The sequence below is a fragment of the Streptomyces sp. NPDC052052 genome (assembly GCF_040680455.1).
GTDB lineage: Bacteria > Actinomycetota > Actinomycetes > Streptomycetales > Streptomycetaceae > Streptomyces.
The window spans coordinates 63,787-77,699 of record NZ_JBFAWU010000023.1; the positions used below are offsets into that span (position 1 = coordinate 63,787).

The following is a 13,913-nucleotide window of genomic DNA, read 5'->3' on the forward strand; positions in this document are numbered from 1 at the left end:
GGCACCCGATGGTCGGTACGGTGTCCCATCGATGCGGGCACGCCCGGCCGCCGGTCCGGTGCGCACCGGCCCGGCCGCCCCGGGAGGGGCGGCCGGGCGGATCACACGTCGTCGGACAGCCGGAACAGGGCCCAGACCACCTTGCCGCGCGGTGCCGCAGCGGAGTGCGGGCCGTCTGCCCCCAGAACGGGGGAGGGGTGCCAGCCCCAGGAGTCGCTGAAGGAATCCACCAGGAAGAGCCCGCGGCCCGATTCCGCCGACTCGGGGGCCTCGGAGACCACGGGACTCTCCCGGCTGGGGTCGCGCACCGCGCACACCAGGCGTGAGCTCCAGCGCATCAGGTGCAGCCGGACGGGTGGCCCCTGGGGAGCCGTTTCCGTGGGCAGGGCGTGCCGCAGGGCGTTGGTCACGAGTTCCGAGACGACCAGTGCGACATCGTCGAACCGCTCTTCCAGGCCCCATCCGTTCAGGGTCTTCCTGGTGAACCGCCGTGCGCCGCTCACGGATTCGTAGCAGGCGGGCAGTGTGCAGATGGCGGATCCGGAAGCGGCTGAGGGATCGATGGGGGGAAGCCCCTGCCGTAACGGCTCGAGCATCGTCGATCCATTCGTCCCCATGCGAGGCACTCCCGGGAATCGCGGCCGTATCGACGCGGTGGATACAGCGGCACAACACGAACGAGCACGCAGGTGCGCGGGGACCATGGTTCCGAATGCGCAGGGCAGATGCAAGGGCAGATGCACGTGCACGGCGCCGGACCTGTCCGAACCCGTGCCGGTTCTTGGCCATTTCTTCCCGCAGGTATTTTTCCGACCCCGTGGAAGCTCTCCCCTTTCCGTAATCGAATGAGTACGGGCTGAAGCGTTTTGATGGCAGAATCCGGCACTTGGGGTTCAAGGGGGGAACCCCGCTGTCCAGGAAGCGATGGGGAGGACCGGGCCAGTGGCGGCAGGCGAGTCGAGTGGATCTGTGGTGCGGCGCATCCTGCTGGGCTCGCAGCTCAGGCGGCTGCGTGACTCGCGCGGGATCACGCGCGAGTCGGCCGGTTACTCCATCCGGGCTTCCGAATCGAAGATCAGCCGCATGGAGTTGGGACGGGTGAGCTTCAAGGCCAGGGATGTCGAGGACCTGCTCACGCTCTACGGTGTCACGGACGAGGCGGAGCGCGAGGCTCTCCTCGGCCTGGCCCGTGAGGCCAATGTGGCGGGCTGGTGGCACAGTTACGGTGATGTACTGCCGGGATGGTTCCAGACGTACATCGGTCTGGAGGGGGCGGCGTCGCTCATCCGGGTGTACGAAGTCCAGTTCATCCACGGCCTGTTGCAGACCGAGTCGTATGCGCACGCGGTCGTCACCCGTGGCATGGGGGAGGCGCCCGCCGTCGAGATCGACCGCCGTGTGGCCCTGCGGCTGGAGCGGCAGAAGGCCCTCGTCTCCGAACGCGCACCCCGGCTCCATGCCGTACTGGACGAGGCGGCGCTGCGCCGGCCGTACGGCGACCGGGACGTGATGCGGGGGCAGTTGCGGCATCTGATCGAAATGTCGGAGCGACCCAACATCACTCTCCAGGTGATGCCCTTCAGTTTTGGCGGGCACGCGGGAGAAGGCGGTTCCTTTACGATGCTCCGATTCCCGGAATCCGACCTGTCGGACATTGTCTATCTGGAGCAGCTGACAAGTGCGCTCTATCTGGACAAGGCCGAAGAAGTCGCTCAGTACGAAAAGGCCATGGCCCGTCTCCACGAGGACAGTCCCGGCCCCGAGGAGAGCCGCGATCTCCTCCGCGGCCTGCTTCAACTCATCTGAATCATCAGTAAGATGACGATTCGACAGAAGTCTGCACCTGAGTTAAGGGATCGCATGTCCTTCTTCTACGAGCTGGCCGACCAGTACATCGACGGTGAGTGGCGCACCGGAACCGGCTCGTGGGACATTATCGATTTCAACCCCTACAACGGGGAGAAACTCGCCTCGATCACCATCGCGACGACGCAGGAGGTCGACCAGGCCTACCGCGCCGCCGAGCGAGCCCAGCGGTCCTGGGCCGGCACGGGACCGGGCGAGCGCCGCGGAGTGCTGGAACGCGCTCTGCGCATCACCGAGGAGATGCGCGACGGCATCGTCGAGGCGATCGTCGACGAACTGGGCGGCACCCGTCTCAAGGCGGAGTACGAGGTCCGTGTCGCCCGGGACTTCCTGCGCGACGCGATCCGGCAGACGGTGCGCCCTCTCGGCCGTCTCCTGCCCTCTCCGGTGGACGGCAAGGAGAACCGCGTCCACCGGCAGCCCGTCGGCGTCATAGGGCTGATCACGCCCTTCAACTACCCCTTCCTGGCAGCGATGAAGTCCGTCGCGCCGGCTCTCGCGCTCGGCAACGCGGTCGTCATCAAGCCCCATCAGTACGCTCCGGTCGTCGGCGGCGGGCTGATCGCCAAGATCTTCGAGGACGCCGGACTGCCCGCAGGACTGCTCAACATCCTGATCACGGACGTGGCCGAGATAGGCGACGCGTTCATAGAGCACCCCGTGCCCAGAGTGATCTCCTTCGCGGGCTCGGACCGGGCCGGCCGCCAGGTCGCGGCGACCGCGGCCGGGCACTTCAAGCGGACGATCCTCGAACTCAGCGGCAACAGCGCCCTGGTCGTACTGGACGACGCGGACATCGACCATGCGGTCGACGCGGCCGTCCTCAGCCGCTTCGTGTACCAGGGGCAGGTCGGCATGGCTGCCAACCGCATCCTCGTGGACCGTTGCGTGGAAGGGGAGTTCACCGAGAAGTTCACCGCCCGGGTGGCCGCGCTGAGGACCGGCGACCCGCGCGACCCGGGGACGCGGATCGGCCCGGTCAACGACACCTTCCAGGCCGATGCCCTGAACGCGCTCGTCGATCAGGCGGTTGCCGAAGGGGCCACCGCGCTCGTACGGGGCGACACCTGCGGCACTCTGGTCGGACCCACCGTGCTCACGGGGCTGCGGGAGGACTCCCCGCTGCTGTCCCAGGAGATATTCGGCCCGGTGGCGCTGTTGGTGACGTTCGACGGCGAGGACGAGGCCGTCCGGATCGCCAACGACCCCCCGTACGGGCTGAGCGGCGCCGTGCACACCCGCAGCACCGAACGCGGGGTGCGGTTCGCACAGCGCGTCGCCGGCGGGGTGTTCCACGTCAACGGCTCCACCGTCCAGGACGACCCGCTGGTCGTCCTCGGCGGCGAGGAGTCCTCCGGGGCCGGCCGACTGAACGACGGGGCGGCCGTGGACGCCTTCACCGTGCAGAGGTGGATGTCCATCCAGCACGGCCGCAGCGAGTTCCCCTTCTGAGTCTTCCGGGCTTCTGGCCTGCTGGGCTTGCTGGGCCTGCTGGGATTCTCCGAACGCGCCGAAGCGAGGCGTTCTCGCGTTGAGGACAGGAACTGACCGCAAGGGTCCGTAGCGTGGCCGGTGTCGACATGAAACCGGCACGGTTCTCCAAGGAGGACATCATGGTCACCCACGTTCCCGCAGAAGCCCCTGGTGACGAGCGCGGCGCGCTCCTCTCCTTCGTCGAGGCGCAGCGCGGCGCGATCCGGCGCTCCCTCATCGGTCTGACCGAGGAGCAGGCGGCGAGCCGTCCCAGTGCGAGCGGGCTTTCGCTGTCCGGGGTGCTCAAGCACGTCGCCGAGGGGGAGCTCAACTGGCTCCGGATGGCGCAGCAGCGGCCGAGCGAGGTCTCCCGGACCGAGGAGACCTGGGCGGACAGTTTCCGGCTCGTCGGCGACGAGACCGTCGCGGGCATGCTGGATTTCTGGGACGGCGTCGCGGCCGAGGCCGAGACGTTCATCCGCTCGGTGCCCAGCCTGGACGACACCTTCCCGCTGCCCGAGGCACCCTGGTTCCCCAAGGAGGGGCGGGTCTCGATGCGCTGGCTGCTGCTCCATCTCGTCGAGGAGCACGCCCGGCACGCCGGACACGCCGACATCATCCGGGAGTCCCTGGACGGCCGGAACGCGTTCGAGCTGGTCGCCCGGGAGAGGGCGGGCTCCGGCCGGTGACGAGGGACCGGGCGCGTGAGCTGTCCTGGCCCCGTGAGCTGTTCCGGCCGTGATCCGTCTCAGTGGTGGAACGACGTCGCCGCCTGTTTGTCGGGGCTCAACGGGTGGGGCTGGCGGCGCAGTTCGGGCAGGATCAGCCGGAAGTCCTCGAGAAGCAGCTCAGCGAGGTCCGACGAGAAGCCGTTGCGGCACACCACCCGCAGCACCGACAGGTCCTGCCGGTTGGCGGGGAAGGTGTACGCGGGCACCAGCCAGCCCTGCTCGCGCAGCCGGCGGGACACGTCGAAGACGTCGTACGCCCGCACGTCCGGCGTCGTCGTCAGGGCGAAGACGGGCAGCTGGTCGCCGCGGGTGAGAAGCCGGAAGTCCCCGAGCTCCTCGATCCGCTTCGCGAGGCCGCAGGCGACGTCCCGGGACGCCTGCTGGACGGCCCGGTATCCGTCCCGGCCCAGCCGCAGGAAGGTGTAGTACTGCGCCACCACCTGTGCGCCGGGGCGGGAGAAGTTCAGGGCGAACGTGGGCATGTCGCCGCCCAGGTAGTTGACCCGGAAGACCAGCTCCTCGGGCAGCTCGGCGGGGGAGCGCCACAGCGCCCAGCCGACGCCCGGGTAGACCAGGCCGTACTTGTGCCCGGAGGTGTTGATGGAGGAGACCCGGGGCAGCCGGAAGTCCCACACCAGGTCCTCGTCCAGGAACGGCGCCACCATCGCACCGGACGCCCCGTCGACATGGACGGGGATGTCGAGGCCGGTGCGTTCCTGAAGGGCGTCCAGCGCCGCGCAGAGGTCCGCGATCGGCTCGTACGAACCGTCAAAGGTGGAGCCGAGGATGCCGACGACACCGATGGTGTTCTCGTCGCAGAGATCGACCGCGGCCTGGGGATCGAGGTGGAAGCGGTCGCCCTCCATCGGGACCGTCCGCGGCTCGATCTCCCAGAAGTTGCAGAACTTCTCCCAGCAGACCTGCACGTTGATGCCCATCACCAGGTTCGGCCGGGCGGTCGCCGGGTACCGGTCGGCGTTCCTGGCCGCCCAGCGGCGTTTCAGGGCCAGGCCGGAGAGCATGCAGGCCTCGCTGGATCCGGTGGTCGAACAGCCCACGGCCGCCGAGGGGTCGGGAGCGTTCCAGAGATCGGCGAGCATCGCCACACAGCGCCGCTCCAGCTCGGCGGTGCGCGGGTACTCGTCCTTGTCGATCATGTTCTTGTCACGGCACTCGCCCATCAGCTCGCCGGCCTGGGGTTCCATCCAGGTGGTGACGAAGGTGGCGAGGTTGAGTCGCGCGTTGCCGTCGAGCATCAGTTCGTCATGGACCAGGCCGTACGCGGTCGAGGGAGGCATCGGTCCGTCGGGCAGCCGGTGCCGGGGAGGTGCGGACTCCATCCCGGCGACCGGGTCGGCCTCTCCGAAGAACGGATTGAGAGCGAGCCTGCGGCTTTTCTCGGAGCGTTCCGTGCCCTGGGGCGAACCCTTGTGGAGAGGCATCGGCGGCCGGCCTTTCTCGGTTCCCGGCGGTCCTGGGGACCTGCGGCGGGGCTGCGGGTGTGCGGTGCGGTTCAGCTCGCGGCGGCGAGGCCGTCCTTGACGGCCCGGGTGAACTTCACGACCCGTTCGGCCTGGACCCGGGCCGCGGTCAGGGTCTGCTCGCCGACCGGGATCTCGCCCTGGCCCGCCACGTGCGACGTGCCGTACGGATTGCCGTCGACGAACTTCGAGGGGTCCGTGTAGCCGGGGGCGACGAGGATGCCGCCGAAGTGGTGGATCGTCTGGTAGAGCGCGAGCAGCGTGGACTCCTGGCCGCCGTGCGCGGTGCTGGTGGAGGTGAAGCCGCTGTAGACCTTGTCGGCGAGCCGGCCCGCCTGCCAGAGACCGCCGAGGGTGTCGATGAACTGCTTGAGCTGGGAGGTGACATTGCCGAAGCGGGTCGGCGTGCCGAAGATCACGGCGTCCGCCCAGATCATGTCGTCCTTCGACGCCTCGGCGATGTCCGCGGTGGCCTTCGCGTTGGCGGCCCATTCCGGTTTGGCGTCGATAGCGGCCTGCGGGGCCAGCTCGGCGGCCTTGCGCAGCCGCACGTCCGCGCCGGCCTTCTCGGCGTACTGCGCCATGGCCTTGGCCATCGTGGCGACGGTACCGGTCGAGGAGTAGTAGATGACGGCGACGTTGACGGGCGTGGGCATCGCGGAAACCTCCGGCAGAGCCTTGCGTGACGTATCCATGCGTATCGCTGCGTATCCGGACGAACACGTAAAGGTACGCATCCGCATGGATGCGACGATACGGAAGGCGGAGGCATCCGGCGCGTCGAGCGGCGGGCGGAAGGATCGGAGCCGGGTGGGGTCTGGGGGTCCATGGCCATCGGCTCACCTCGGTGGCGCAGAGATCAATTCAGTGGCACGGAGTTCGGTGGCGCAGCGATCGTATCGGCAGTCGCGAGGGGCTTTGTCCTGGTTCGCCCGGTGCGCATTTCCTGGAGGCGACTGGAACCCGGGGGCGTCGCTCCGCGTTGATAGCTTTGGGCGGCCACGCAGCCCGCCATCGATCGATCCAGGAGCCCGGACCCTTGAATACGCTTGCGCTCGGACCGAGCTGGCTGGACCCGGACTATTTGATCAACACCTTCGGACTCCCCGGTGTTCTTCTCGTCGTCTTCGCCGAGTCCGGTCTGCTGATCGGTTTCTTCCTGCCTGGTGACTCATTGCTGTTCACCACGGGTCTGCTGGTGACCTCGGACCAGCTGAGGTACCCGCTGTGGCTGGTCTGCGTACTCGTGGGGCTCGCGGCGATCATCGGCGACCAGGTCGGCTATCTCTTCGGCCGCAAGGTCGGCCCCTCGCTCTTCAAGCGTCCGGACTCCCGCCTCTTCAAGCAGGAGAACGTCGAGAAGGCCCACGAGTTCTTCGAGAAGTACGGGCCGAAGTCGCTGGTCCTGGCCCGCTTCGTGCCCATCGTGCGTACGTTCACGCCGATCATCGCCGGTGTGAGCCGGATGAACTACCGCTCGTTCCTCACGTTCAACATCATCGGCGGCGTCCTCTGGGGCGTCGGCGTCACGCTGCTCGGTGCCGCGCTCGGGCAGATCGACTTCGTCCACAAGAACATCGAGGCGATCCTCGTCCTGATCGTGCTCGTCTCGGTGGTGCCGATCGCGATCGAGTTCCTGCGGGCCCGCTCCAAGGCGAAGAAGGAAGCGGCGGCCGGCGGAGGCGAGGGCCACGGCCCGTCCGCCGGAGGCCCGGCCGCGGTCCAGCAGCGCGGCCGCCACGCCAAGCGCTGAACCCGGGCCGCACCGGCGGCGGTGTCAGAAGCCGCGCGTGCGCTTGGCCGCGCGGCGATTCGCCGCGTCGACCGCACCGGGCACCCGCATGAACAGCCGGGAGATCTCGCTTCCCAGGTTGACCCCTATCGCGATGGCCAGCGCCGTAGCCACCGCGGTCGACAGCGAGGCGAGCCCGGCGTTCACATTGCCCTGTGCCATGCCCAGCAGCCCGAAGTAGGTGGCCGATCCGGGCAGCAGCGGGCCGATCGCCGCCGTGATGAACGGCAGCGACGAGGTGTACCGGTAGCGGGAGAGCAACTGCCCGAACAGGCCCACCAGACCGGCCGCCGTCGCGGTCGCCACCACCGGTGAGATGTGGCCGGTCCGGGCCATCGCTCCGTAGACCACCCAGGCAACAGCGCCGTTGAGGGTCACCGCGAGCACGGTGGACCGGTCCTGCTGGAGCAGGATCGCGAAGGCGAAACAGAGCGCCATCGACGCCAGGATCTGCACCACCGGACGGTCGTGGGCGATCAACCTGGCCTCGGGGTTCAGCTGGGCGCCCAGCTGAACCCCCAGATACAGGACCAGCAGCACACCGACGACGATGCCGATGAACAGGTACATGACTTCGAGTAGCCGTGCGGCGGCGGTGATGTAGAAGCCGGTCAGCCCGTCCTGCACACCCGCCACCAGGGCCCGCCCCGGCAGCAGTGCGAACAGCCCACCGGTGATCACCGCGGACGGCTGCAGGTCCGACCAGTGGGTGACGGTCAGCGCCACGCCCATGGCCGCGGGCGGCATCGCCGCCACCACGAACTGGTAGAACTCCGGCAGCCCCCGTCCGGCGCACAGCCAGGCGAGCCGGTCGCCGAGCATCGCGCCGATCGCCGCCACCACGAACACCAGCGGGCCACCGCCGACCAGCACCGACGCCGCCCCCGCGAGACCACCGCCGGCCAGTGTCAGGATCCAGCCGGAGTACGGATGCCGGTTGCGCCGGATCTCCGCCAGACGTCGGTAGGCGTCCTCCAGCGAGACCTCGACGTCCTCGGTGGTGATGTCGTCGACCAGCCGGAAGACCGCGGTCAGCCGGGTGTAGTCGGTGCCACGGCGGCGTACGGTACGGCTCGCGGTCACCGGGTCGTCGACCAGCGACGGCTGGTACGAGATCGACAGCAGGGTGAAGGTGACCGTGGGCTCGCAGCGGTCCAGGCCGTAGCTGCGGGTCACCGCGAACATCGCCGCCTCGACGTCCTCGGCGCCCTCACCACCGGCGAGCAGCAGCTCCCCGATACGCAGCGTCAGGTCGAGCACGCGCGGCACCGCGGGCCCCGCCTCGTCGGACTTCTGCACCCGGTCGGGCGCCGGGCGCTCGGTGACCGGCATCCGCAGCATCGTGCGCATCCGGTCCTGCCAGGGGGCCTCCTTGGCCAGCCGGATCATGGGGATGCCCTGTGCCGGAGTGAACGCGGGCGGCGGATGCCGGTCGCCATAGGTGCTCGGCGGGGCGAAGGCGGAGCCGGCCGGCTCCGTGCCGGTACTCGTACCGGAACCCGATGCGGAACCTGTCCCCGGCCCCTGCGGCTCCGCCGCCAGTCCGGCCGGAATGGCGAATTCCGATGTCGGATGGTCATCGTCGGAAGGCGGCGCAGGCCTCTCCACCCCGGCCGGCGGTACGAAGGCGCTGCGCGCCTCGTCGGACTGGGGTTTCTGGTCTTCGGGACCGGCCGGTTCCGCCGCCACTCGACTTCGCTCCTCACTGGCTGCGCGTCTCAGGTTGCGCTTCTGCCCAGTATGGCCGCGGTCAAGGGTGGGACCGCGAGGAGGCGGGCACAGCGGGTCCGGGGGGCGGGTCGGCGGCCGGGCGCACCGGGCGGGCAGGCATACGCCGACGGGCGGCACCCCTCGGAAGGAGTACCGCCCGGCTCAGTGCCTTTCGTGCACACGAAACCCCAGGCCCGGAACCGCAAGCGGAACCAGGCAGGTGCATCAGCCGGAACCCGGCTGCGCCCCTGGGGTCAGTGCGCGCCGCCCTGCGCCTCGAGGCGCTTGTAGGAGGCCTCGATCTCGGCCTCGGCCTCGGCGCGGCCGACCCAGTCGGCGCCCTCGACGGACTTGCCGGGCTCCAGGTCCTTGTAGACCTCGAAGAAGTGCTGGATCTCCAGGCGGTCGAACTCCGAGACGTGGTGGATGTCGCGCAGGTGCTCGACCCGGGGGTCGGAGGCCGGCACGCACAGCAGCTTGTCGTCGCCGCCGGCCTCGTCGGTCATCCGGAACATGCCGATGGCGCGGCACTTGATGAGGCAGCCGGGGAAGGTCGGCTCGTCCAGGATGACCAGCGCGTCCAGCGGGTCGCCGTCCTCGCCGAGGGTGTTCTCGACGAAGCCGTAGTCCGCCGGGTAGCTGGTCGAGGTGAAGAGTCGACGGTCCAGGCGGATCCGACCGGTCTCGTGGTCCACCTCGTACTTGTTCCGCGACCCCTTCGGGATCTCGATGGTGACGTCGAACTCCACGGGTGGCTCCTCCATGATCAAGACATACGACTGGTGATTAAGTGTCCCCCACGCAGATGTGTGCTCGCGAAAGGGGCTGGTCAACGGTGGACGAACCGGTGAACGAACCGTCGGTCGAGCCGCTCGACAAGCTGAGCAGGCTCACCCGGCAGGGCAGCGTGATCAGGCTGAAAGGACTGAACGACCTGCAGTTCACGGCGATCGCCGCCGGCCTCGGCCTGGTGCTCGCAGCCGGCGTCGTCCTTGCCGCCGGCCCCTGGGACTCGGGTCAGCGTACGGCCGAGCGGGACCGGGCGGCCGCCCGGAGCCGCACAGGTGGCGTACATCACGAAGCCGCCGCGCCGACCGGACCGGAACCGGCGCCCAGCGCCCCGGCGGTCCTCGCGCCCCTCTCCTCCGGGGTCGACAAGGCCGCCGCGGACACCCGCGATACCCCGGACGTCTCGGCGGCCGCCTTCAGCGCCGCCCTCCGCCCGCTGCTGAAGGCCTCCGCCCTGGGCACCGTGCGCACCGCCGTCGTCATCGACACCTCCACCGGGCGGCGGCTGTACGGGCAGGGCGCCGACACGCCCATGACGCCCGCCTCCACCGTCAAGATCGCCACGGCGGTCGCCGCCCTGAGCGCGCTCGGCCCCGACCACCGCATCGCCACGACGGTCCGGGTCTCCCCGGACTCCCGCAGCGTCACCCTGGTCGGCGGCGGCGACCCCACCCTCGACAAGGCCGCCCTGCGCACCCTGGCCGGCGACACCGCCCGCGCCCTGAAGGAACGGGGCGTGAAGAAGGTCCGCCTGACGTACGACGCCTCCCGCTACTCCGGTCCCGTACGTCACCCGATCGGCCCCAACGAGAACATCGCACCGGTCACCGCCCTGATGACCGACGAGGGCAGGCTCGACACATCCGTCAGCGGGCCCGCCCCGCGCAGCGGCGACCCGGCCGGCGACACCGCCCGGACCTTCGGCGAACTGCTCGACGACGCGGGCATCACCACCCGGTCCCGCCCGGAAGCCGGCCGGCCGGCCGCCAAGTCCCGGCAGGTCGCCGAGCACCTCTCCGCCCCGCTCTCCGGGCTGGTCGAACGGGCCCTGACCAACAGCGACAACGACATCGCCGAGGCGCTCGCTCGGCAGACTGCCCTGGCCGCGGGCGAGCCGGCCGACTTCAACGGGGGCCGGCGCGCCGTCACCGCACAGCTCAAGAAGCTCGGACTGCCCCTGAAGGGTGCGAACTTCGCCGACGGCAGCGGACTGAACCGCAAGGACAAGGTCACCGCCGGACTGCTGGCCGGCCTCCTGACCCGTGCCGCCGACCCGGACCACCCCGAACTGCGCCCCGTCCTCACCGGGCTCCCGGTGGCCGGGTTCACCGGGACCCTCAGCGGCCGCTACACCGGGAAGTCCGCGGGGACCGGCCTGGTCCGCGCCAAGACCGGCACCCTCACCGGCGTGAACACCCTCGCCGGGACGGTCGTCGACAAGCGGGGGCGGCTGCTCGCCTTCGCCTTCCTGGCATCCGGTACGACCTCGCCGTCCGAGGCCCAGTCCTCCCTCGACGCCCTCGCCACCGCCCTGGCCTCCGGTACCCGCTGAGCCGGTCGACACCACACCGCGGACGCACCCGAGCACGTACGGTTGGGCCATGACGAGCATCGGTGGTGCCGAGATGGTCGACTGGAATCTCGCGGTGGCGACCGCGACCCGACTTGTGCGGCCGGGGCCCGAGATCAGCCGTGAGGGGGCCCGCGAGGTCGTCGCGGAGCTGCGACGGCATGCCAAGGCCTCGGAGGAGCACGTCCGTTCCTTCACGCGGATGATCCCCGAGGGGACCGAACCGGAGGACACCCCGGTCCTGGTCGTGGACCGGGCCGGCTGGATCAGGGCCAATGTCGCGGGTTTCCGCGAACTGCTGCGCCCGTTGCTGGGAAAGATGCAGGACCGGCGGGGCGGCGGCCCCGGCGGCGCCGTGCTCGGCGCGGTCGGCGGCAAGGTGACCGGCGTCGAGGTGGGGATGCTGCTGTCGTTCCTGGCGTCCCGGGTCCTCGGACAGTACGAGACGTTCGCCCCCGCCACCCGTGGGATCCCGGCCGCGGCCGACGGCGGCGGCCGGCTGCTGCTCGTCGCCCCGAACATCGTCCACGTCGAGCGCGAACTGGACGTGGACCCGCACGACTTCCGGCTCTGGGTCGCCCTGCACGAGGAGACCCACCGCACCCAGTTCACCGGTGTGCCCTGGCTCCGCGACCATCTCCAGGGCGAGATCCAGTCATTCCTCGACGAGACCGACATCGACCCGATGACCGTGCTGGAACGCCTTCGCGAGGCCGCCCAGTCCCTGGCCGGGGGCCGCCCCGAGGGCGAGGACGGCGAGGACGGCGGACGCAGCCTCGTCGAACTGGTCCAGACGCCCGCGCAGCGCGAGATCCTGGGCCGGCTCACCGCCGTGATGTCCCTGCTCGAAGGCCATGCCGACTACGTGATGGACGGCGTCGGCCCCGAGGTCGTCTCCTCCGTCGGGGAGATCCGGGAGAAGTTCCAGCAGCGCAGGGCGCGCGGTGCGAGCCGTCTCGACCAGGCGCTGCGCAAGGTCCTCGGACTCGACGCCAAACTGCGTCAGTACCGCGACGGCGAACGGTTCGTCCGCGCCGTGGTGGACGAGGTCGGGATGGACGGTTTCAACCGGGTCTGGACCTCGCCGAACACCCTTCCGACCAAGGCCGAGATCGGGAAGCCGGCGGACTGGATCGCCCGGGTGCACCGCAGGACAGAGCCCTGACAACGGATCCGGCGGTGTACGGCCGAACATGAATACGCCGGTAATCACCCATCCGAGGGAGCGTAGGGGCATGGGAAGGCGTGCAATGCTCGATGGACGGCTTGCCTCTGTCACCATCGACGCACTCTGAGTGACGGTGCTCTTCCGTCCCGACACTTCGAGGCGACTCCTCACACTCCACGAAGGGCACCGGACATGGGTCCTCATCCTGCGGTCGCGGCGATACGCCTGGCGGTCCGCCGCGTACTCCACGACGTACTCTCCGAACACGCCCGGAGCGCCGGGCACGCCCGGCTCACTCCGCACCCCGAGCTCGCCGAAGCCGGTGCGGGAAGGCAGCCCGCCGCACTCCCCGAACGTCCCGATACCCCGCTGGTGCTGGTGGCATGCTCCGGCGGCGCCGACTCCATGGCCCTCGCCTCCGCCCTCGCCTTCGAGGCCCCCAAGCTCGACATCCGGGCCGGCGGCATCACCGTCGACCACGGCCTCCAGGACGGATCCGACGTCCGGGCCGCCGAGGTCGTCGACCGCCTGACCGCCATGCACCTGGACCCGGTCGAGTCCGTCGCCGTTCAGGTCGGCCAGGAAGGCGGCCCCGAGGCCGCGGCCCGCGACGCCCGTTACGCCGCCCTGGACGCGGCGGCCGAGCGGCACGGCGCCGCCGCCGTCCTGCTCGGGCACACCCGCGACGACCAGGCGGAGACGGTGCTGCTGGGCCTCGCCCGCGGCTCCGGCATCCGCTCGCTCTCCGGCATGGCCGCCGCGTCCGGCCCGGCCGGACGCTACCGGCGCCCCTTCCTCCAGCTCGACCGGCAGACCGCCCGCAAGGCCTGCCTCGTCCAGTCGCTGCCCGTCTGGGACGACCCGCACAACACCGACCCCGCCTACACCCGCTCCCGACTGCGCCACGAGGGCCTGCCCGCACTGGAGAAGGCCCTGGGCAAAGGAGTCGTCGAGGCCCTGGCCCGTACGGCGCAGCTCTCCCGCGACGATGCCGACGCCCTGGACACCTGGGCCGCCGAGGCCGACCGTGCCGTGCGGGACGACGCGGGCCGACTGGAGTGCGCCAAGCTGTTCGCCCTGCCGCCCGCCGTGCGCCGCAGGGTGCTGCGCCGGGCCGTCATGGAGGCGGGTTCCCCGGCCGGTTCGCTCTTCGCCCGGCACATCGAGGAAGTCGACCGTCTCATCACCGGCTGGCGGGGCCAGCGGGCCATCAACCTGCCCGGCCGGGTCGAGGCCATGCGCCAGGGTGGCAGACTGGTGATTCGGCAGAGCTGAAGCACGAGCCGCCGATCCTCAGGCGAGTGGTCGCGCAGGTCCGGGCACCGTCCCGGAT

The 13,913-nt window shown here is 70.1% G+C and carries 12 protein-coding genes; 7 read left to right on the forward strand and 5 right to left on the reverse strand.

Annotated elements, in window-relative coordinates; genetic code table 11:
• Window positions 1-101: 101 nt before the first annotated feature.
• Window positions 102-596: an ATP-binding protein gene (locus tag AB0L71_RS25370; protein WP_365247082.1), complete on the reverse strand. Its 495-nt coding sequence runs from the start codon at window positions 594-596 to the stop codon at window positions 102-104.
• A gap of 328 nt (window positions 597-924) precedes the next feature.
• On the opposite strand from AB0L71_RS25370, the gene AB0L71_RS25375 reads away from it, so the two are divergent.
• The 3 genes from AB0L71_RS25375 to AB0L71_RS25385 all read left to right on the forward strand — a co-directional run bounded on the left by AB0L71_RS25375 (window position 925) and on the right by AB0L71_RS25385 (window position 4,028).
• Entirely contained in the window at window positions 925-1,806 is an 882-nt protein-coding gene (locus AB0L71_RS25375) for a helix-turn-helix transcriptional regulator (RefSeq protein ID WP_365247084.1), read from the forward strand.
• A gap of 54 nt (window positions 1,807-1,860) precedes the next feature.
• Complete coding sequence (locus AB0L71_RS25380) at window positions 1,861-3,318, forward strand: aldehyde dehydrogenase family protein (protein ID WP_365247086.1); 1,458 nt, start codon at window positions 1,861-1,863, stop codon at window positions 3,316-3,318.
• Window positions 3,319-3,479: 161 nt separating this feature from the next.
• Window positions 3,480-4,028, forward strand: coding sequence for a DinB family protein (locus AB0L71_RS25385; RefSeq protein WP_365247201.1), 549 nt, complete (start codon window positions 3,480-3,482; stop codon window positions 4,026-4,028).
• A gap of 59 nt (window positions 4,029-4,087) precedes the next feature.
• Here the strand turns inward: AB0L71_RS25385 and AB0L71_RS25390 are convergent, their stop codons facing one another.
• Both AB0L71_RS25390 and wrbA read right to left on the reverse strand, forming a co-directional pair.
• On the reverse strand, window positions 4,088-5,512 hold the full coding sequence (locus AB0L71_RS25390; RefSeq protein ID WP_365247088.1) for a glutamate decarboxylase: 1,425 nt from the start codon (window positions 5,510-5,512) through the stop codon (window positions 4,088-4,090).
• A gap of 71 nt (window positions 5,513-5,583) precedes the next feature.
• Window positions 5,584-6,207 carry an NAD(P)H:quinone oxidoreductase gene (wrbA, locus tag AB0L71_RS25395; RefSeq protein ID WP_365247090.1) on the reverse strand — a complete coding sequence of 208 codons (624 nt, stop codon included), beginning with the start codon at window positions 6,205-6,207 and terminating at the stop codon, window positions 5,584-5,586.
• Between the two features lie 383 nt (window positions 6,208-6,590).
• Between wrbA and AB0L71_RS25400 the strand changes: the two genes are divergently transcribed.
• The gene (locus AB0L71_RS25400) at window positions 6,591-7,304 is read left to right on the forward strand and encodes a VTT domain-containing protein (RefSeq protein WP_365247092.1); all 714 of its coding nucleotides are present in this window, start codon (window positions 6,591-6,593) and stop codon (window positions 7,302-7,304) included.
• Window positions 7,305-7,328: 24 nt separating this feature from the next.
• Here the strand turns inward: AB0L71_RS25400 and AB0L71_RS25405 are convergent, their stop codons facing one another.
• Together AB0L71_RS25405 and AB0L71_RS25410 are read right to left on the reverse strand one after the other, a co-directional pair.
• Window positions 7,329-9,032, reverse strand: a complete 1,704-nt coding sequence (locus tag AB0L71_RS25405) for a threonine/serine exporter family protein (protein WP_365247094.1) — start codon at window positions 9,030-9,032, stop codon at window positions 7,329-7,331.
• Between the two features lie 275 nt (window positions 9,033-9,307).
• Complete coding sequence (locus AB0L71_RS25410) at window positions 9,308-9,802, reverse strand: inorganic diphosphatase (protein WP_003968257.1); 495 nt, start codon at window positions 9,800-9,802, stop codon at window positions 9,308-9,310.
• A gap of 86 nt (window positions 9,803-9,888) precedes the next feature.
• Here AB0L71_RS25410 and dacB point away from each other — a divergent pair, with 86 nt between their 5' ends.
• The 3 genes from dacB to tilS all read left to right on the forward strand — a co-directional run bounded on the left by dacB (window position 9,889) and on the right by tilS (window position 13,855).
• Window positions 9,889-11,394, forward strand: coding sequence for a D-alanyl-D-alanine carboxypeptidase/D-alanyl-D-alanine-endopeptidase (gene dacB / locus AB0L71_RS25415; protein WP_365247096.1), 1,506 nt, complete (start codon window positions 9,889-9,891; stop codon window positions 11,392-11,394).
• Between the two features lie 49 nt (window positions 11,395-11,443).
• Window positions 11,444-12,577 carry a zinc-dependent metalloprotease gene (locus tag AB0L71_RS25420; protein WP_365247098.1) on the forward strand — a complete coding sequence of 378 codons (1,134 nt, stop codon included), beginning with the start codon at window positions 11,444-11,446 and terminating at the stop codon, window positions 12,575-12,577.
• Between the two features lie 195 nt (window positions 12,578-12,772).
• A complete protein-coding gene (gene tilS / locus AB0L71_RS25425; RefSeq protein WP_365247100.1) occupies window positions 12,773-13,855 on the forward strand; it encodes a tRNA lysidine(34) synthetase TilS in 1,083 nt (360 codons plus the stop codon).
• Window positions 13,856-13,913 lie beyond the last annotated feature (58 nt).

Bases quoted from the DNA above. Each gene is read 5' to 3' on its own strand.
- AB0L71_RS25370 (WP_365247082.1), bottom strand. From the start codon at position 596: ATGCTCGAGCCGTTACGGCAGGGGCTTCCCCCCATCGATCCCTCAGCC.
- AB0L71_RS25375 (WP_365247084.1), top strand. From the start codon at position 925: ATGGGGAGGACCGGGCCAGTGGCGGCAGGCGAGTCGAGTGGATCTGTG.
- AB0L71_RS25380 (WP_365247086.1), top strand. From the start codon at position 1,861: ATGTCCTTCTTCTACGAGCTGGCCGACCAGTACATCGACGGTGAGTGG.
- AB0L71_RS25385 (WP_365247201.1), top strand. From the start codon at position 3,480: ATGGTCACCCACGTTCCCGCAGAAGCCCCTGGTGACGAGCGCGGCGCG.
- AB0L71_RS25390 (WP_365247088.1), bottom strand. From the start codon at position 5,512: ATGCCTCTCCACAAGGGTTCGCCCCAGGGCACGGAACGCTCCGAGAAA.
- wrbA (WP_365247090.1), bottom strand. From the start codon at position 6,207: ATGCCCACGCCCGTCAACGTCGCCGTCATCTACTACTCCTCGACCGGT.
- AB0L71_RS25420 (WP_365247098.1), top strand. From the start codon at position 11,444: ATGACGAGCATCGGTGGTGCCGAGATGGTCGACTGGAATCTCGCGGTG.
- tilS (WP_365247100.1), top strand. From the start codon at position 12,773: ATGGGTCCTCATCCTGCGGTCGCGGCGATACGCCTGGCGGTCCGCCGC.